Here is a 17582-nt window from a genome sequence, read left to right on the forward strand (position 1 = left end):
GACGTCGAGGTGGGTTACGCGCCCCGTCGACGTACCTTTGCGACCCGCGCTTATCGCGCGCCAGCCGGTCGGCGCGCAGCAGACGGGACAGCACGGCGGCGAGGTCGGCGTCGGCGCCGACCACGATCAGCCGCTCAAATGGGCCCGGCGCGTCGTCGACAGCCAGCGTGGGTAGGCCGGTCAACGGGCGAGGTAAAGGACGGTCGCCGAACACCAATACCGCCGCGCTGGGCGTTTTCACCCCGTTGTTCATGGCTCCTCACACACCGCTCGGTAGGGTAGGTCACCGGCTGGACCACAATAAGCGGGCACAATCCGCGAGATCAGGAGCACGTCATGCCGGCAGTCGTCCTCATCGGCGCCCAATGGGGCGACGAGGGCAAGGGTAAAGCCACTGATCTACTCGGTGGGCGCGTGCAGTGGGTGGTGCGGTACCAGGGCGGTAACAACGCCGGGCACACCGTCGTGCTGCCCACCGGCGAGAACTTCGCGCTTCACCTCATCCCGTCCGGCGTGCTGACCCCGGGCGTCACCAACGTCATCGGCAACGGCGTGGTGATCGATCCCGGGGTGTTGCTGGACGAACTCAAAGGTCTCGAGGACCGCGGCGTCGACACCTCCAAGTTGCTGATCTCCGCCGACGCCCACCTGCTGATGCCCTACCACGTCGCGATCGACAAGGTCACCGAGCGCTACATGGGCAGCAAGAAGATCGGCACCACCGGACGGGGCATCGGCCCGTGCTATCAGGACAAGATCGCGCGGATGGGGATCCGGGTGGCCGACGTGCTCGATAGCGAGCAACTGACCCACAAGGTGGAGGCCGCGCTCGAGTTCAAGAATCAGGTGCTGGTCAAGATCTACAACCGCAAGGCGCTGGATCCGGCGCAGGTCGTCGAGGTGCTGCTCGAGCAGGCGGAAGGATTCAAGCACCGCATCGCCGACACCCGGCTGCTGCTCAACGCCGCGCTGGAGGCCGGTGAAACGGTCTTGCTGGAAGGCTCGCAGGGCACCCTGCTCGACGTCGACCACGGCACCTACCCGTACGTGACGTCGTCGAACCCGACGGCGGGCGGCGCGGCCGTCGGCTCCGGCATCGGACCCACCCGGATCAACACGGTGCTCGGAATCCTCAAGGCCTACACGACCCGGGTCGGTTCCGGCCCATTCCCCACCGAGCTGTTCGATGAGCACGGCGAATACCTGTCGAAGACCGGCGGCGAGTTCGGCGTCACGACCGGACGACGCCGGCGCTGCGGCTGGTTCGACGCCGTCATCGCCCGCTACGCCACCCGCGTGAACGGCATCACCGACTTCTTCCTGACCAAACTCGACGTGCTGTCCAGCCTCGAAACGGTGCCGGTCTGCGTCGGTTACGAGATCGACGGCAAGCGCACCCACGAGATGCCGATGACCCAATCGGATCTCTGGCGTGCCCAGCCGGTCTACGAGGAGTTGCCGGGCTGGTGGGAGGACATCTCGGAAGCGCGGGAGTTCGAGGACCTGCCCGCCAAGGCGCGTGACTACGTGCTTCGGTTGGAAGAGCTTGCCGGAGCACCGGTTTCATGCATCGGTGTCGGTCCGGGACGGGACCAGACGATCGTGCGCCGCGACATCCTGCAGGAACGCTCTTGACGCACTACGGGGCTGTGGGGGCTTCCGACGACCCTTCCGAACGCCCCGAAGATATCGACCCGGATTACGAACACCACGGTGGCTTTCCCGAGTACGGGCCGGCCAATCCCGGTGCCGGCTTTCGCCAGTTCGTGGCGAACATGCGCCGCTTGCAGGACCTGGCCGTGTCCGCCGACCCTGACGACGCCGTGTGGGACGAGGCCGCGCAACGGGCCGCCGCGCTCGTGGAGCTGCTGGAGCCGTATCAGGCCGTCGAGGGGCAAGCCCCCGCGGGCCGGACGCCCGACATGCCCGGCATGGGTAGCCTGCTGCTGCCGCCGTGGACCCTGACCCGCTACGAGCCCGACGGCGTCGAGATGACGGGGTCGTTCAGCCGGTTCCACGTCGGGGGCAACTCCGCGGTGCACGGCGGCGTGCTGCCGCTGCTGTTCGACCACATGTTCGGCATGGTCTCCCACGCCGGCGGACGGCCGATCAGCCGGACCGCGTTCCTGCATGTCGACTACCGGAAGATCACCCCGATCGATGTGCCGTTGGTGATCCGCGGGCGTATCACCAGCACTGAAGGCCGCAAGGCCTTCGTCGCCGCGGAATTGTTGGACGGTGACGAGAACGTTCTGGCCGAGGGCAACGGATTGATGGTTCGACTATTGCCCGGCCAGCCCTAGTCTTGGAGTTGTGACCGAAGGACAGGACGGACCCGACGCCGCCCCCGACACGACGACGAAGTTCGACGTCCCCCCCGAGGCAGCCCCGGAGGAGCCGGTCACTTCGCCCGAGCAGATCGACGTGGACACCAGTCCGCGGGTGCTGCTGCTGGGTTCCAACGAGCTGGGCCGGGAGCTGACGGTCGCGCTGCAGCGGCTGGGCGCCGAGGTCGTCGCCGTCGACGAGCATGGTGACGCCCCCGCGCAGCGGATCGCCGACCAGGCTTTGGTGGTGGCGCCGACCGACACCGAGGCGCTGGCCGCGGCGTTCAGTGGCCTGCAACCGGATTTCGTGGTGACACTGACCGAGCACGTTTCGGTCGAGGCGCTGGACGCTCTCACCGCGCTCGAAACAAATCAGGACGACGCGCCGTCCGGCTCCACCGAACTGGTGCCCAGTGCTCGCAGCGTGCGACTTACCGCCGAGCGCGAGGGCTTGCGCCGGCTGGCGGCCGACCAGCGCGGCCTGCCGACGGCGCCGTTCTGGTTTGTCGGGTCGCTGACCGAACTCGAGGCGGTCGCGGCCCATGCCGGCTTTCCATTGCTGGTGAAACCGGTGGAAGGGTCGGCCGAGGCGGGTCAGTCATTCGTCAAGGGCCCCGACGGGCTCGAGTCCGCTTGGCAGCGCGCCCTCGCGCAGCAGCCTGAGGGCGCACAACCCCGCGCCTGGGCGGAGGCCGTGGTCGAGGTCGAATTTCTGGTCACGCTGATCGTTGTGCGCAGCGAAGGGCCGGCGGGACCGGTCATCGAGTTCTGCTCGCCGATCGGTCATCGTCGCGAAACCCACGGTGAGGCCGTTGAGCTGGAATCCTGGCAACCGCAGAAGCTGAGCCCGGCGGCGCTGGATGCGGCCAGGTCGATCGCCGCGCGGATCGTCAAAGCGCTCGAAGGGCGCGGCGTGTTCAGCGTCGAGTTGATGATCAACGGTGACGAGGTGTACTTCGCCGACGTCAGTCCGTACCCGACCGACACCGCCTGGGCAACGCTGCGTAGCCAGCGGCTTTCGGCGTTCGAACTGCAGGCGCGGGCCATTCTGGGCGTTGCCGTGGACACTTTGATGGTTTCGCCGGGTGCCGCCCGGGTGTTGCGGCCGGGCCACGGCTTCGGCCCGACCGCGGATGCCCTGACGGCCGCGCTCGCCGTGCCGGAAAGCGACGTGCGAATCTTTGCGCGGGCCGATACCGAGCAGCCGGCCGGCGCACCCTACCCGCTCGGTGTGGTGCTGGCCACCGCGCCCGACGTGGCGACCGCGCGTGACCGCGCCCGCGAGGCGGCTGCCCGGTTAAATATGCGAGACTCACGCGCGTGAGTTACGCAGGAGACATCACCCCACTTGAAGCCTGGAAGATCCTGACCGACAACCCCCGGGCGGTGCTGGTCGACGTGCGCACCGACGCCGAATGGCGCTTCGTGGGAGTGCCCGACTTGTCGAGCCTCGGCCGCGACGTGGTGTACATCGAGTGGAACACCTCCGACGGCAGACGCAACGAGAACTTCCTCGCCGAACTGAAGGAACAGGTCCCGTCGGGCGACGGCGAGCAGGAGCGGCCGGTGCTGTTCCTGTGCCGCTCGGGCAACCGTTCGATCGGCGCCGCCGAGACCGCGACAGCAGCGGGAATCACGCCGGCCTACAACGTGCTGGACGGCTTCGAGGGCCATCTGAATGCCGAGGGTCACCGGGGCGAGACAGGTTGGCGGGCGATTGGATTGCCCTGGACGCAGAAGTGACCCGGCCGTGACGGACGAACACTCGGTCCGTACCCCGAAGGCCCTGCCCGACGGCGTCAGCCAAGCCACCATCGGCGTGCGCGGCGGGTTGTTGCGCTCCGGGTTCGACGAGACCGCCGAGTCGATGTTCTTGACGTCCGGGTACGTCTACCCGTCGGCGTCGGTCGCCGAGCAGTCGTTCACCGGCGAGCTCGACCACTTCGTCTACTCGCGGTACGGAAACCCGACCGTCAGTATGTTCGAGGAACGGTTACGCCTGATCGAGGGGGCTCCGGCGGCGTTCGGCACGGCCAGCGGGATGGCCGCCGTTTTTGTCTCGCTGGGCGCGTTGTTGGGTGCCGGCGACCGGTTGGTCGCGGCGCGCAGCCTGTTCGGCTCGTGTTTCGTGGTGTGCAACGAGATCCTGCCGCGCTGGGGGGTGGAGACCGTCTTCGTCGACGGCGACGACCTCTCCCAGTGGGAAGAGGCGTTGTCGGTGCCCACCCAGGCGGTGTTCTTCGAGACGCCGTCCAATCCCATGCAGTCCCTGGTGGACATCGCGGCGGTGACCGAGCTGGCGCACGCCGCGGGCGCAAAAGTGGTGCTGGACAACGTCTTTGCGACGCCGCTGCTGCAGCAGGGCTTTCCGCTCGGAGTCGACGTGGTGGTGTATTCGGGCACCAAACACATCGACGGCCAGGGCCGGGTGCTGGGCGGCGCGATCCTCGGCGACAAGGAGTACATCGACGGGCCGGTGCAGAAACTGATGCGGCACACCGGCCCGGCGCTGAGTGCGTTCAATGCCTGGGTGTTGCTGAAAGGCCTTGAGACACTGGCGGTTCGGGTCCAGTACGCCAATGCCTCGGCGCAACGCATCGCCGAGTTCCTGGAGGGACATCCCGCGGTGCGCTGGGTGCGTTACCCGTTCCTGCCGTCGCACCCGCAGTATGACCTTGCCAAGCGTCAGATGAGCGGGGGCGGAACGGTTGTCACTTTTGAGCTGGATGCCCCCGAGGGTGCCGCCAAGCAGCGGGCGTTCGAAGTGCTGGACAAGTTGCGGCTGGTGGACATCTCCAACAACCTCGGCGACGCGAAATCGCTTGTCACGCATCCGGCTACCACAACCCACCGGGCGATGGGTCCGGAGGGCCGCGCCGCCATCGGACTGGGTGACGGCGTGGTCCGCATCTCCGTTGGCCTGGAAGGCACCGACGATTTGATCGCCGATATCGACCAGGCGCTGAGTTAGCCGTTAGCCGTTAGCAGTTAGCCGGCTTTCTGTTCGGCTCGTTCGGCTCGCTCGGCGGCCGCCAAGGCGCCCTGGCTTTCGGCGGGCCCGATCCCTTGGCTTTCTTCCATCCACTTGGTCACGACTCTGGCGTAGATCATCTGGCTGGTGATCGCCATCTGCCCACGCGTGCGGCCCAGGAAGGAAATCACCCAGGAGAACAACGCGGCGATCCGGTTGCGGTGGCCGACCAGGTACGCCAGGTGCAGCACCAGCCATGCCAACCAGGCGATGAAGCCGCCGAACTCCAATTTGCCGATCTGCGCCACGGCGCTGAACCGCGAGATGGTGGCCATGCTGCCCTTGTTGAAGTACTTGAACGGCTCGCGGTTGGCCGGATCGTCCTTACCTTTGACGACGTGCTTGATCACCTTGGTCGCGTACGCCGCACCCTGGATCGCGCCCTGCGCCATCCCGGGCACGCCCGGCACCGACGCGAGGTCGCCGATGACGAACACGTTCGGGTGGCCTTTGACGGTGAGGTCGGGCTCGACGATCACCCGCCCGGCCCGGTCTGTTTCGGTGCCGTCGGATTGATCGGCGACCAGCTTGCCCAACTCGCTGGCCTGGACGCCCGCCGCCCACACCTTGACCGCGCACTCGATGCGGCGTTCCCCGGCGTCCTTCTCCTTGATCGTGATGCCCTGGTAGTCGACGGCGGTCACCATCGCGTTGAGCTGGACTTCGACGTCCATCTTCTCCAGTCGGCGTTGCGCTTTATTGCCCAACTTCTCGCCCATCGGCGGCAGCACCAACGGGGCGGCGTCGACCAGGACCACCCGGCACTCGCTGGGCGTGATGGTGCGAAACGCGCCGGCGAGGGTGCGTTCGGCAAGTTCGACGATCTGCCCGGCTACCTCGACGCCGGTCGGCCCGGCCCCCACCACCACGAAGGTGAGGCGGCGTTCCCGCTCGGCGGGGTCGGTGGTCACCTCGGCGGCCTCGAACGAGCCAAGGATTCGGCCGCGCAGTTCCAGGGCGTCGTCGATGGTCTTCATGCCGGGGGCGAACGTGGCGAAGTGATCGTTGCCGAAGTAGGACTGCTGGGAGCCGGACGCCACGATCAGGCTGTCGTACGGCGTCACGGTCTCCATGTCCAGCAGCTTCGACGTGACCGTCTGGTCCTTCAGGTTGATGTCCTTGACCTCACCCAGTAGGACGCGCACGTTCTTCTGCCGACGCAGGATGAGTCGGGTGGTCGGAGCGATATCGCCTTCGGACAAGATGCCGGTGGCCACCTGGTAGAGGAGCGGCTGAAACAGGTGGGTGGTCGTCTTGGAGATCAGGGTGATGTCGACGTCAGCGCGCTTGAGCTTCCGAGCCGCGTTCAGGCCGCCGAACCCGCTACCGATGATGACGACGCGGTGGCGCTTTTCGGCGGGCGCGAGTTCGGTCGATGGGGGCGTCATGGTCCTCCTTCAATGTGGTCGCTGCTGCGCTTGTACCACCCTATGACTCGAATTAGTCCGGGCACTATAGCAATGCGCCTGGTTGTTCGTTTACAACATACGGGTGGGGGGTATACCCTGGTTGCGTGTTACCAGCCCCGCCCCGCACCGCCGTCGCCGCAGTAGCCGCGGTGTGGCTGGTGCTCAGGATGGCCGGGTTGCACTGCGGGATACCGCAATTGGCCTTTGGCCTAGGCGATTCGTCGAAGGTGGTGGTGCTGACCGCCGGCCACGATCAGGTCGTTGACGGCGCATCGGCATGCCCGGCGAAAATCGCGACCGCTATTTCGCCGCGTGCGACGACGGCGTTGGCCTCTCTTGGGCTGGTGGCGGTGCTCGGCGTCATCGTTGCGTGGGCTGCCTGCGTCGCACGGCCGGGTGGACGGAGTCCGCCTGCCGGGTCGGTTTTTTCTGTTTCCGGTCGAGATCTCCTCACCAGGTTCTGTCTAGCCCGTCAGTGATCGCTGCTTTCTCGCGATCACTTTTGTACGGCACAGACATGAAGTCTTGTACGGGTAAAACCGTTGGAGGTCAAAGGAAATGGACTTTGGCGCACTTCCGCCCGAGGTCAACTCTGCAAAGATGTATTCCGGCCCCGGTGCGGGGTCGATGCTTGTCGCCGCGGCGGCCTGGGAAGGGATCGCCGACGAACTGTACGCCGCGGCCCGATCGTGTGAAGCCGTCGTTTCCGTCCTGACCAGCGAAGCCTGGCAGAGCCCTGCGGCGGTGGCGATGACGGCCGCGGTGGCCCCATATGTGGCCTGGCTGAGTCTCACGGCCGGACAGGCTCAACAGGCGGCCGTCCGGGCTGGGGCGGCTGGGGCGGCGTTCGAGACGGCCTTCGCGGCGACGGTGCCGCCGCCGCTGATTGCCGCGAACCGCGCGACGTTGCTGGCGCTGGTGGCCACAAATGTCTTGGGTGTCAACACTCCGGCGATCGCGGCCGTGGAGGCGCAGTACGCCGAGATGTGGGCTCAGGACGCCGCCGCGATGTACGGCTATGCCGCCGACGCAGCGGAAGCGGCGACGTTGACGGCGTTCACGGTGCCCGATGCGGTGGCGGATCCGGCCGGTCTTGCCGAGCAGGCGCTGGCAATCACTCGGGTCGTGCCTTCTACGCTGCAGCAGTTGGCGTCGCCGCTCAGCGCGTGTGCCTCGACCATGAGTTCGTCGCTGTCGTCGCTGTCGTCGATGAGTTCGGTGGCCAAGTCGTTGGGTACCGCCACTGCCGCTGCCGAGACTGGCGTGGCCGGAGGTGTGGCCGGGGGGCTGGCTGCCGGCGAAATCGCCGGGATCGCCTTGCCGGCTGGGCTTTTCGCCGGCCTGGGTAGCGTCCCGCCGACGGTGTCGGCCGCGTTGGGTAAGGCGACCTCACTGGGGCAGCTGTCGGTTCCGCACGCGTGGACTTCGAGCGCCGTTGCGTCTCGGGCTGTCGCCGCCGAGGCGGTGCAGGCCGGTGTGACGCCGCTTCTCGCAGGCGAAGGAAACCCGTTGAGCGGCTTGCCGATAGCCGGTATGGCGCCACGCGGCGAAGGTGTCGTCAACGCGTCGACACAGCGAGCCGGGGTGCGGCACACGGTCATGCCGCGGCCTGAGGTGATCGGCTAGGCGGACGGACTGCTCGTGGTTCGCAAGCGTCGGGGTTCCGGCGTAGTGGGAAGGGAGATGCCGGCTAAAAGGCGCTGCAAGATCACTGTCCGTACATGGCGGCATGATCGAATGTATGTGGCGTACCAGCGTGCTTGCGGGGTGCCTTGTGTTGTTCAGGTGCTTTCCTAGACGGGAACGACATGATCGTGCGCCAGCGCGACGCGCTGTGACATATCCAATTTCCGGCGAAACCAGAATTGGTGGAGCCAGAGCAATAGGTAGGTCACGAAACTAAACGCAATCTGCGTCGTGAGTAATTGCGGGCAAAATCGCTCAATCGGCTAATCGATGACCGGCTTAATTCTTTAGGCTTGCGGCAACTACATCGGTCGCCGCTCGCGCATGAGCTTTTGCTGCCTCGAAGGAGCCTGCCGGAGACCGTTTCGGGCAACACTGCACGATTGTGCATAATGGCCCCAAGCCCCTGCGCCCAGACCCCGCGCTGTGCGCACGGGCACTTAAAGCTGAGAATACCGCGCCTGCGAAGGCTGGCAGGGGAGCCCGGGCGGTGTCACCACCGACGTCGAATCCGGCGTCACCGACGTCGAATACAACGTCGATGCTTCCAAAGCCAACCCAGGTGACGATCCACCACCGTTCTAGGTGGGCCACCCGCTGGCGTTGGTCCGGAAGTTCGCATTCGGGCCATTACAAAAGTCCGAATTCGTTCCGGACAACAAAACGAAGTAGCCCTCCGCGCCGCGGCGGGTGTCGCTGAAAGGCGGGTAGTTCCAGCCGCTGTTGCACGGCGTCGTCGGGCTGCCCGCCACGGCCCTGCGCCAGCTGCCCTTCACGCACGCTTTGAGGGCTTCGACGTCGGCCACGGTGCTCTTGGCGATGACCAACATGCCGCCACCCCATTGGCCATCCGACCGGCGGTAGGCGCGGGCCCCGAATCCCGCGTTGTTTGTTTGACACCCCAAGGCACGATGCAACGGCTGGAAGACGCTGGCGACGTCGCGATTCGACACATTGGCCGCCGCAGCGATGAATTGGGCCGCGTCCGAACCGTTCACCTCCTGAATGTCGGGGTTGTTGAAGCTGTACAGCTGCTGGCCGATCTGAGCCGCGGGGCCGCCGCCACCGATAACGGGTCCGGCGCCGGTGGACGTCATCGGTGGCAGGGCGGGATCAGCGCCTGCCGGCGCGGCTAGGGCAATCGCGCTGGAAAACAATGCAGCGACAGCGCGGGCGATCGTTCTCATGGTCTACCTCCCCGGTGGCATTGGTGGGGCATCCTTCGGTGCTACCACGGCACCGATCTTGCGGAACAGCATTTCGGCCTGATTGCTGTAGTTTCCCTGAGCATCAAAGGCTTCGGGGGCGTAGGTGACCGCGACGGCGATCGCCACCTTTTGTGACGGCAGGTACGCTTCGACGGCCGAGGTCCCGGCGAACATGGGATTCTGCATCAGCCAGTTTCCGGTGATGACGATGCCCAGGCCGTAGGTGTATCCGTCGCTCTGCTCGGAGCACGTTGGGCATCCCGGCTGGGCGTGCGTCTTGCCCCGCAACTCGGTCGACACCATCTTCTTGTAGGAATCCGGCGACAGCAGCTTGCCCGAGCCGATGCCCACTGCGGTAGTAGTCATGTCGTAGATGGTGGTGGTCTGGATGGCGCCATGGGTGATCGTCCAAGATGGATTCCAATACGTCGAATCCTCGTAAAACGGAACGCCGGCAGGAATTTTCAGAGATTCCCGGCGCTCCGAGGTGAATGCGTGCAGGGCCGGCTCGGGGATGGCGGCTGTGTCGGAATTGAAGGTAGCCGTCAATCCCAGCGGCGCCAGGACCTTTCGCTGCAGCAGCGTCGCCATGTCCTGACCGGTCGCCTTCTCTAGCGCCAATCCCAGCAGGATGTAGTTGGTGTGCGCGTAATTCCAGTTGGTGCCCGGTTCGTAAAGCAGTGGCCGTGACGAGATTTGGCCGAGTATGTCTTGAGTTGTCCAATGCCGGAACGGATTGCCGTAAAGCTCGTTGGCGAACGCGTCATTGCCGAGTACGTAGTCGGGGTACCCCGACGTCATCTGCGCGAGTTGCTCGAGGGTGACGCGGTCGGCATGCGGGAAGTCGGGCAGCCATTTGGACAACTTGTCGTCGAGCTTCACCTTCTTCTCATCGACCAACTTGAGCAACAGCGCTGCCACGTAGGAGATGGCCACCGCGCCGTTGCGAAAGTGCATCGTGGGTGCGGCGGGTACGCCGGTCATGGATTCGCCGACGGCCTGCGTGACGACCTCTTGGCGGTTGATAGTGACGCGAACGATCGCTGCCTTCAGATGCGCCTGTGCCATGAACTCGCGGACCACGTCCATCACCGCGTCGGCTTTGGCTGCCACCTCATTGGGCAACTCGGGCACCAAACGCGGCGGGCTGCAGGCCACCACCACGAGACACAAGAGCACAGACCCGATGCGCCGCAGGAAGGACATGCGTGTGTTCTACCGGAATGCGGGCAAGCCGGTGAAGGCCTGGCCCAGCACCAGCTGGTGCATCTCGGGTGTGCCCTCATAGGTGAGCACCGACTCCAGGTTGACCATGTGCCGGATCACCGGATACTCCAGCGATATCCCGTTGCCGCCCAGAATGGTTCGTGCCGTCCGGCAGATCTCGATGGCTTCTCGGGTGTTGTTGAGCTTGCCGAAGCTGACCTGGTCCGGCCGCAATCCGACACTGTCCTTGAGTCGACCCAGGTGCAACGCCAGCAGCTGACCCTTGTGCAGTTCGACCGCCATGTCGACGAGCTTTGCCTGAGTCAGCTGGAATCCGGCGATCGGGCGGTCGAATTGGGTGCGTTGCTTGGCGTAATCCAGAGCGGCCTGCCAGGCCGACCGTGCCGCGCCTATCGAACCCCACACGATTCCGTAGCGCGCCTCCGAGAGGCACGCCAACGGCCCCTTCAACCCAATTGCTTTCGGCAGCATGGCCTCATCGGGCAGTCGAACATCGTCGAGCACCAACTCGCTGGTGATCGATGCCCGCAGCGACAGCTTGTGGTGGATGGTGTTGGCGGAAAAGCCCGGGGCGTCGGTGGGGACGATGAAGCCGCGCACCCCCTCGTCGGTGGCTGCCCACACGATCGCGAGGTCGGCGATAGAGCCGTTGGTGATCCACATCTTGCGTCCGTTCAGCACCCAGTCCGACCCGTCGCGCCGGGCCCTCGTCTTCATCGCGGCCGGGTCGGATCCGACGTCGGGTTCGGTCAGCCCAAAACAGCCGATGAGGTCGCCGGCGGCCATGCCGGGCAGCCACCGCTGCTTCTGCTCCTCGGAGCCGTTGTTCCAGATCGCAAACATCGCCAACGAGCCCTGCACCGACACCAGCGACCGGATGCCGGAGTCGGCGGCTTCGAGTTCCTGGCAGGCCAGCCCGTAGTGGACGGCGGATGCGCCACCACACCCGTAACCGTGTAGGTGCATTCCCAACAGGCCCAGTTCGCCGAACTGCTTGGCCAGTTCCCGCGCGACCGGCAGGTCACCGTCTTCGAACCAGCCCGCCACGTACGGGGTTACGTGCTCGGCGCAGAACTTCCGGACGGTGTCGCGGACCGCGATCTCGTCGTCGGATAACGACGCGTCGATCCCGAGCGGGTCGTCCGGGTCGAAGGCGGGCGGTGTATCGGTGCTCATGACCCAATCCTGCCCCGCCCCGGTACTCTCGCTGCATGCAACCGCGGCGCAGCCTGAAATGGCTTGGTATCGATATCGTCGCTGTGCTGGTGTTTTGTGCTCTCGGTCGGCGCAGCCACGATGAAGGCGTCAACATCAGTGGGGTCGCCGCCACGGCGTGGCCATTCCTGACCGGGACCCTCGTCGGATGGTTGGTGTCACGCGGCTGGCGGCGCCCCACGGCGGTGGCACCCACCGGGCTCGTTGTCTGGGTGAGCACCGTGGTGGTCGGGATGCTGTTGCGCAAGGTGACTTCGGCCAGCGTGGCGGCTGCTTTCATCGTCGTCGCCTCCACGGTTACTGCGGTGCTGCTGCTCGGGTGGCGAGCGGCAGTCGGGTTGTGGGGACGGCGTCGCTCGGCTGACTGACGTGCGAAGAGAGGGCGACACCTGGGATCCCGCCACCGGCGTGGGGGTGACCGCCACGTTCGGCGCCGCGGTGCGAGCCGTCGCCACCAGTAGGGGCCTGATGCACGATCCCTACGCCGATCCATTGGTTCGCGCCGCAGGCGTGGAGTACTTCACGCAGGTGATCGACGGCAAGACGCTCGGTTTCGACGAGAGCCCCGACGCCGAGAAGCTGATGGAAATCCTCGTCCTGCACGCGCAGTTCCTGGACAACTACCTCGCCGACGCCGGGCGCGCTGGCATTCGACAAGTGGTGCTGCTGGCGTCGGGTCTGGACACGCGCCCTTACCGACTGTGGTGGCCCGCCGGGACGACGGTGTACGAGATCGACCAGCCGGACGTCGTCGATTTCAAAAACGCCGTGTTGCGTGAGGTGGGTGCGAAGCTGACCGCTCACCGTCGCGCAATCGGGGTCGACCTTCGCCAGGATTGGCTCGCGGCGTTGCGGCGCGTTGGTTTCGATACCACGCAGCCGACGGTGTGGGTCGCGGAGAACCTGTTTGTCGGGTACCTGCCGTCCGATGCGCAGAACCGGTTGTTGCAGTCGGTGACCACCGTGAGCGCCGCCGGTAGCCGGCTCGCCGCCGACCACATGCCGACATGGACAGCAGTGCAGCTAGACGCGGGGCGGACATTCGTCGACGGCTGGCGTCGAGTCGGCCTGAACGTGGACCTGGCGGCCCTGACCTACCAGGGCGAATACCGCGATGTGCCCGAATATCTCGCCGACCACGGCTGGGAGACGGTCGACCGGGACATCGCCGAGTTGCGGGCCACCCTGGGAATTCCGGCGCGCAAGCCGGTTCCGCCACGCGACCTGGCGGTATCTCCGCGGTACGTGACGGCCGTCCGGGTGTAGCCGGTCAGGTTGGCAATCTGAATGAATAGAAGTAGATCTTCGCGCGCCAACGCGCTTGACTTGCGGTTTTTCCCAAGATCATCACGACGTTCGCAGTCGCCGCCGCAGAGTAGGGCTCACGAAATCTAGACTTCGGGCTGGAATGCAGACGGGTTCGCGGCGTTAGACAGTTACGTGGTGTCTTCTTTCAGTCGTCAGTCTGGCCAAGCCGCAGCAGCGGGGCAGGTCAACTTCATACCCGTCGCCCTGGATGACCCGCTCGCCCAGCCACTGCTGGCCGACCTGGCCGCCGAGTACGCGCAGCGATACGAGATGGAGGAGGACGCGATAGCGGCCTGGCTGCGCGATGGTCCGCCCGGTGAGTTCGAGCCCCCGGACGGCGGCATGCTGATCGGGGTTCTGGACGGGCGTCCGATCACCGGCGGTGCCTTCTGCCGGTATGACGCCGACACCGCCGAACTGAAAAGGGTGTGGACGGACCGCGAGCACCGCCGTCGCGGTTACGCCAGGGCGCTGCTGTCCGCGCTGGAAACCGAGATCGGGACACGTGGCTATCGGAAGGTCTACCTGATCACCGGCAATCGGCAACCCGAGGCAGAAGAGCTGTATCGAGCGGCCGGGTATACCCAGCTTGCCGAGCCGTTGCCCACGATCGGCCCGGTATTTCCCATCGCTTTCCTGAAAGACCTCGTATGACGCAGTTACATCTGGCCGTCGCACTCGACGGTTACGGCTGGCACCCACAGGCGTGGCGGTCAACGTTGAGGTCAGACCCCCACACCCCGTCGGTGCTGAGCGGCCACTACTGGACGGACCTGGCGACCACCGCCGAGCGCGGGCTGCTCGACTTCCTCACCATCGACGACACCCTGATGCCACAAATCGGACGTGGCGAGCGCATCCGGCCAGAGCGGCTGGCCGGCCGCGGCGACGCCGTATTGGTCGCGGCCCGCATCGCACCGGCGACCGAGCACATCGGGCTGATCCCGGTGGCTACGGTCACCCACACCGAGCCATTCCATATCTCCAAAGCCATTGCCACCGTTGACTATGTCTCCCATGGACGAGCCGGGTGGCAGGCGCGAGTCAGTTCCACCGCACACGAGGCGGCGTTGTTCGGCCGTAGGTCGATCAACGTGGCGGAATTGTTTGACGAGGCCGCTGATTACGTCGAGGTAGTGCGCCGACTATGGGACAGTTGGGAAGACGACGCGGTGATCCGAGACGCGGCCACCGGGCGTTACATCGACAGGAACAAACTGCACTACATCGACTTCACCGGGAAATACTTTTCTGTCAAGGGGCCATCGATCACGCCGCGTCCCCCGCAGGGCCAACCGGTGGTCGCCGCGCTGGCGCACGCGGGGCCGATCTATGAATTCGCCGCCAGCAGCGCCGATCTCGTCTTCATCACGCCAACCGACGAGTCGCCGCTCGGCGGCATTCTCGGCGAGTTGCCGCCGGGTCATCGGTTGAAAGTCTTTGCGGACGTGGTGGTTTCCTTCCACGGTGATACCGACTTTCAGTCCGACGCGCTGGTCTGGGGAGGCACCGCGACCGAACTGGTCGACCTCTTGCTGGATTGGCAGCGCCAGGGTATCGACGGTGTGCGGCTGCGGCCGGCCGTGAACGCGGCGGATCTGCCGGTGATCGTCGACGAAGTGGTGCCGATTTTGCAAAAGGCCAACACATTCCGCACGGCCTACCGGGAGGGCGAGACACTGCGCGAGCGGCTCGGACTTCCGGTGGCGCCCAACCGCTATGCGGCGGCGACTCGATGACACCCGTCCCGATGTCGATCCTGGACCTGTCGCCGATCAGTGTCGGCAGCGACGCCGCAACCGCGCTGCGCAACACGGTCGAACTGGCCCAGCACGCCGAGCGGTGGGGCTACCGTCGGTTCTGGATCGCTGAACACCATTTCGTCGGGGTGGCCAGTTCGTCGCCGGCCGTGCTGATCGGACAAATTGCGGCGGCCACCAACACCATTCGGGTGGGTTCCGCCGCCGTGCAGCTTGGACACCACACGACCGCGTCGGTGGTGGAGAGCTTCGGAATGCTCGACGCCTTCTATCCCGGCCGCATCGATCTTGGCCTGGGCCGGTCCGGGCAGCGCCGCCAGAAGCAGCAAGACAAGCCGAAAACCCAGGAGCCCAAGCCACCGCGGGAGTGGCGCGAGGTTGACGGCGTGGTGATCCCGACGCCATTCGATCTGCGAAAGCTATTGGGGCTCAGCCAGATCCAGGCGGCAATGTCGGTGCTGCAACAGCCTGAGGCGGTCGCACCCGACTTCGCCGATCAAATCCGCGACATCATCGCAATGCTCACCGGCACATTCCAAGTGGACGGGGTCGACCTGCACGCCGTGCCCGGTGAGGGCGCCGGCCTGACGCCCTGGATCTTCGGCAGCACCAAGGGGCCAAGCGCTCAACTGGCCGGCGAGTTAGGCCTGCCGTTCGTCGGCAGTTACCACATCACTCCGGCCACCGCGATCGAAGCCGTCGACGCCTACCGGGAAGCGTTCGTACCGTCCGAGAGGCTGCAGCGTCCCTACGTGGTGGTGTCGGCCGACGTCGTGGTGGCCGAGGACACCGAAACTGCCCGCAAGCTGGCGTCCAGCTATGGGCATTGGGTCTATTCCATCCGAGCAGGCGGCGGAGCCATACCCTACCCGAACCCCGACGAGTGCGAGCCGTTGACCGACGAGCAACTCGAAGTGGTAAAGGACCGAACCGCAACGCAATTCGTCGGATGCCCAGATGAAGTGGCCGAGCGGTTACACGCACTCCAACGTGTGACCGGCGCCGACGAACTGGTCATCACCTCAGTCACCTACCGGCACGCCGACCGGCTGCGGTCGCATGAGCTCATCGCCAAGCGTTGGGGGTTGAACGCGTGAAGCGCAAGCCAATTCATCTCGCGGCTCACTTCCCAGGAGTCAACAACACCACGGTATGGACCGACCCCAGCTCGGGCAGTCAAATCGAGTTCGACTCCTTCGTGCACCTGGCTCGCACTGCCGAGCGCGGGCTGTTCGACTTCTTCTTCCTGGCTGAAGGTTTGCGGCTGCGCGAGCACCGCGGCCAGATCTATGACCTGGATGTGGTGGGACGCCCGGATACCTTTACCGTGCTCGCGGCCTTGGCCGCGGTCACCGAGCGGATCGGTCTGACCGGCACCATCAACACGACCTTCAACGAGCCGTTCGAAGTGGCCAGGCAATTCGCGACCCTGGATCATCTGTCCGGCGGTCGTGCGGGGTGGAACATCGTCACCTCGTCAGATGCTTTCACCGGGGCCAACTTCCGCCGCGGTGGCTTCCTCAGCCACGCCGACCGGTATGTGCGCGCCGAGGAGTTCCTGACCGCGGCACGCAAGTTCTGGGACAGCTGGGACTCCGACGCCGTGGTGGCCGACGTCGATGCCGGAGTCTATGTGGACCCGGCGCGAATCCACAGCGTCGAATACCGGAGCAGCCAGTTCGACGTGCGCGGTTACGCGACGCTGCCGGCAGGCCCGCAAGGGCACCCGGTGTTGTTGCAGGCCGGGGATTCCGACGAGGGCCGGTCATTCGGTGCGCGCAACGCGGACGCGTTGTTCACGCTGCACGGTTCCCTCGAAGACGGCCGGCGTTACTACGCCGATGTGAAAGGGAGGGCGCGCGCCTCAGGGCGAGACCCCGAGCAGCTGAAGGTTTTTCCAGCTGCGACCTTTGTGCTGGGCGACTCCGCCGACGAGGCGCGGGATAAGGCGCGGCACATCCGCGAGCAGCAGGTCAGCCCCGCCACCGCGATAGCGATGGTCGAACAAGTCTGGGGCCGTGAGCTTTCGGACTATGACCCGGATGGTCCACTGCCTGACTTCGATCCGGTCGTCGAGAGCAACATCACCCAGGGGCGAGTTCGGCATGGTGACCCGATTGCGGTGGCCCGCAAGTGGCGTCAGCGCGCCGAGGCGCAGAACTTGTCCATCCGCGAGCTCATCATCGCTGTCACAAGTCGTGAACAGTTCGTCGGGACGGCCACGCACATCGCCGACGAGATCGACCGCTACATCCAGGCCGACGCCTGCGACGGGTTCATCCTGGTGCCGCACCTGACGCCGCATGGCCTGGATGAGTTCGTCGACAAGGTGGTACCGCTGCTACAGGAGCGGGGGGCGTACCGCACCGAATACACGGGGCAGACGCTGAAGGAGCACCTGGCGGGCTAGC

The 17582-nt window shown here is 65.7% G+C and carries 17 protein-coding genes and 1 pseudogene; 13 read left to right on the forward strand and 5 right to left on the reverse strand.

Annotated elements, in window-relative coordinates:
* A pseudogene (locus tag BST27_RS33905) lies at positions 1–253 on the reverse strand (peptidase M50); the annotation flags it as partial.
* An 83-nt stretch (positions 254–336) separates the two neighbouring features.
* Here BST27_RS33905 and BST27_RS21515 point away from each other — a divergent pair.
* The 5 genes from BST27_RS21515 (at position 337) to BST27_RS21535 (ending at position 5298) form a co-directional block, all read left to right on the forward strand.
* Positions 337–1635 carry an adenylosuccinate synthase gene (locus tag BST27_RS21515; protein WP_069421023.1) on the forward strand — a complete coding sequence of 433 codons (1299 nt, stop codon included), beginning with the start codon at positions 337–339 and terminating at the stop codon, positions 1633–1635.
* Positions 1632–2303, forward strand: a complete 672-nt coding sequence (locus tag BST27_RS21520) for a PaaI family thioesterase (RefSeq protein WP_069421024.1) — start codon at positions 1632–1634, stop codon at positions 2301–2303. Before BST27_RS21515 ends, BST27_RS21520 begins: the two co-directional genes overlap by 4 nt.
* Before the next feature lie 115 nt (positions 2304–2418).
* Positions 2419–3651 (forward strand): formate-dependent phosphoribosylglycinamide formyltransferase, encoded by a 1233-nt coding sequence (purT, locus tag BST27_RS21525; RefSeq protein WP_249025712.1) that lies wholly within the window; start codon positions 2419–2421, stop codon positions 3649–3651.
* Positions 3648–4070 (forward strand): rhodanese-like domain-containing protein, encoded by a 423-nt coding sequence (locus tag BST27_RS21530; RefSeq protein WP_069421026.1) that lies wholly within the window; start codon positions 3648–3650, stop codon positions 4068–4070. The genes purT and BST27_RS21530 overlap by 4 nt, the downstream gene beginning before the upstream one ends.
* Positions 4071–4077: 7 nt before the next feature.
* Positions 4078–5298 carry an O-succinylhomoserine sulfhydrylase gene (locus BST27_RS21535; RefSeq protein ID WP_069421027.1) on the forward strand — a complete coding sequence of 407 codons (1221 nt, stop codon included), beginning with the start codon at positions 4078–4080 and terminating at the stop codon, positions 5296–5298.
* A gap of 17 nt (positions 5299–5315) precedes the next feature.
* Here the strand turns inward: BST27_RS21535 and BST27_RS21540 are convergent, their stop codons facing one another.
* Positions 5316–6746, reverse strand: coding sequence for an NAD(P)/FAD-dependent oxidoreductase (locus tag BST27_RS21540; protein WP_069421028.1), 1431 nt, complete (start codon positions 6744–6746; stop codon positions 5316–5318).
* Positions 6747–6871: 125 nt separating this feature from the next.
* On the opposite strand from BST27_RS21540, the gene lpqS reads away from it, so the two are divergent.
* Both lpqS and BST27_RS21545 read left to right on the forward strand, forming a co-directional pair.
* Positions 6872–7246 carry a putative copper homeostasis (lipo)protein LpqS gene (gene lpqS, locus BST27_RS31570; protein WP_139805286.1) on the forward strand — a complete coding sequence of 125 codons (375 nt, stop codon included), beginning with the start codon at positions 6872–6874 and terminating at the stop codon, positions 7244–7246.
* 79 nt (positions 7247–7325) lie between these two features.
* Complete coding sequence (locus BST27_RS21545; protein ID WP_069421029.1) at positions 7326–8393, forward strand: PPE family protein; 1068 nt, start codon at positions 7326–7328, stop codon at positions 8391–8393.
* 641 nt (positions 8394–9034) lie between these two features.
* Here BST27_RS21545 and BST27_RS21550 read toward each other — a convergent pair.
* Genes BST27_RS21550 through BST27_RS21560 form a run of 3 tightly spaced genes read right to left on the reverse strand, consistent with a single transcriptional unit; the run spans position 9035 to position 12064 of the window.
* The gene (locus tag BST27_RS21550) at positions 9035–9640 is read right to left on the reverse strand and encodes a hypothetical protein (RefSeq protein ID WP_069421030.1); all 606 of its coding nucleotides are present in this window, start codon (positions 9638–9640) and stop codon (positions 9035–9037) included.
* 3 nt (positions 9641–9643) lie between these two features.
* Positions 9644–10867, reverse strand: coding sequence for a serine hydrolase domain-containing protein (locus tag BST27_RS21555; RefSeq protein ID WP_069421031.1), 1224 nt, complete (start codon positions 10865–10867; stop codon positions 9644–9646).
* 9 nt (positions 10868–10876) lie between these two features.
* The gene (locus tag BST27_RS21560) at positions 10877–12064 is read right to left on the reverse strand and encodes an acyl-CoA dehydrogenase (protein ID WP_069421032.1); all 1188 of its coding nucleotides are present in this window, start codon (positions 12062–12064) and stop codon (positions 10877–10879) included.
* A 35-nt stretch (positions 12065–12099) separates the two neighbouring features.
* Between BST27_RS21560 and BST27_RS21565 the strand changes: the two genes are divergently transcribed.
* The 6 genes from BST27_RS21565 (at position 12100) to BST27_RS21590 (ending at position 17581) form a co-directional block, all read left to right on the forward strand.
* Complete coding sequence (locus BST27_RS21565; protein WP_069421033.1) at positions 12100–12471, forward strand: DUF3054 domain-containing protein; 372 nt, start codon at positions 12100–12102, stop codon at positions 12469–12471.
* A gap of 1 nt (position 12472) precedes the next feature.
* Complete coding sequence (locus BST27_RS21570) at positions 12473–13369, forward strand: class I SAM-dependent methyltransferase (protein ID WP_264000477.1); 897 nt, start codon at positions 12473–12475, stop codon at positions 13367–13369.
* A gap of 177 nt (positions 13370–13546) precedes the next feature.
* Positions 13547–14065: a GNAT family N-acetyltransferase gene (locus tag BST27_RS21575; protein WP_069421034.1), complete on the forward strand. Its 519-nt coding sequence runs from the start codon at positions 13547–13549 to the stop codon at positions 14063–14065.
* Positions 14062–15150 carry an LLM class flavin-dependent oxidoreductase gene (locus BST27_RS21580; RefSeq protein WP_069421035.1) on the forward strand — a complete coding sequence of 363 codons (1089 nt, stop codon included), beginning with the start codon at positions 14062–14064 and terminating at the stop codon, positions 15148–15150. Before BST27_RS21575 ends, BST27_RS21580 begins: the two co-directional genes overlap by 4 nt.
* Positions 15147–16268 carry an LLM class flavin-dependent oxidoreductase gene (locus BST27_RS21585; protein WP_069421036.1) on the forward strand — a complete coding sequence of 374 codons (1122 nt, stop codon included), beginning with the start codon at positions 15147–15149 and terminating at the stop codon, positions 16266–16268. The genes BST27_RS21580 and BST27_RS21585 overlap by 4 nt, the downstream gene beginning before the upstream one ends.
* Positions 16265–17581 (forward strand): NtaA/DmoA family FMN-dependent monooxygenase, encoded by a 1317-nt coding sequence (locus BST27_RS21590; RefSeq protein WP_139805287.1) that lies wholly within the window; start codon positions 16265–16267, stop codon positions 17579–17581. The genes BST27_RS21585 and BST27_RS21590 overlap by 4 nt, the downstream gene beginning before the upstream one ends.
* Position 17582 lies beyond the last annotated feature (1 nt).

This window comes from Mycobacterium intermedium (assembly GCF_002086275.1).
GTDB lineage: Bacteria > Actinomycetota > Actinomycetes > Mycobacteriales > Mycobacteriaceae > Mycobacterium > Mycobacterium intermedium.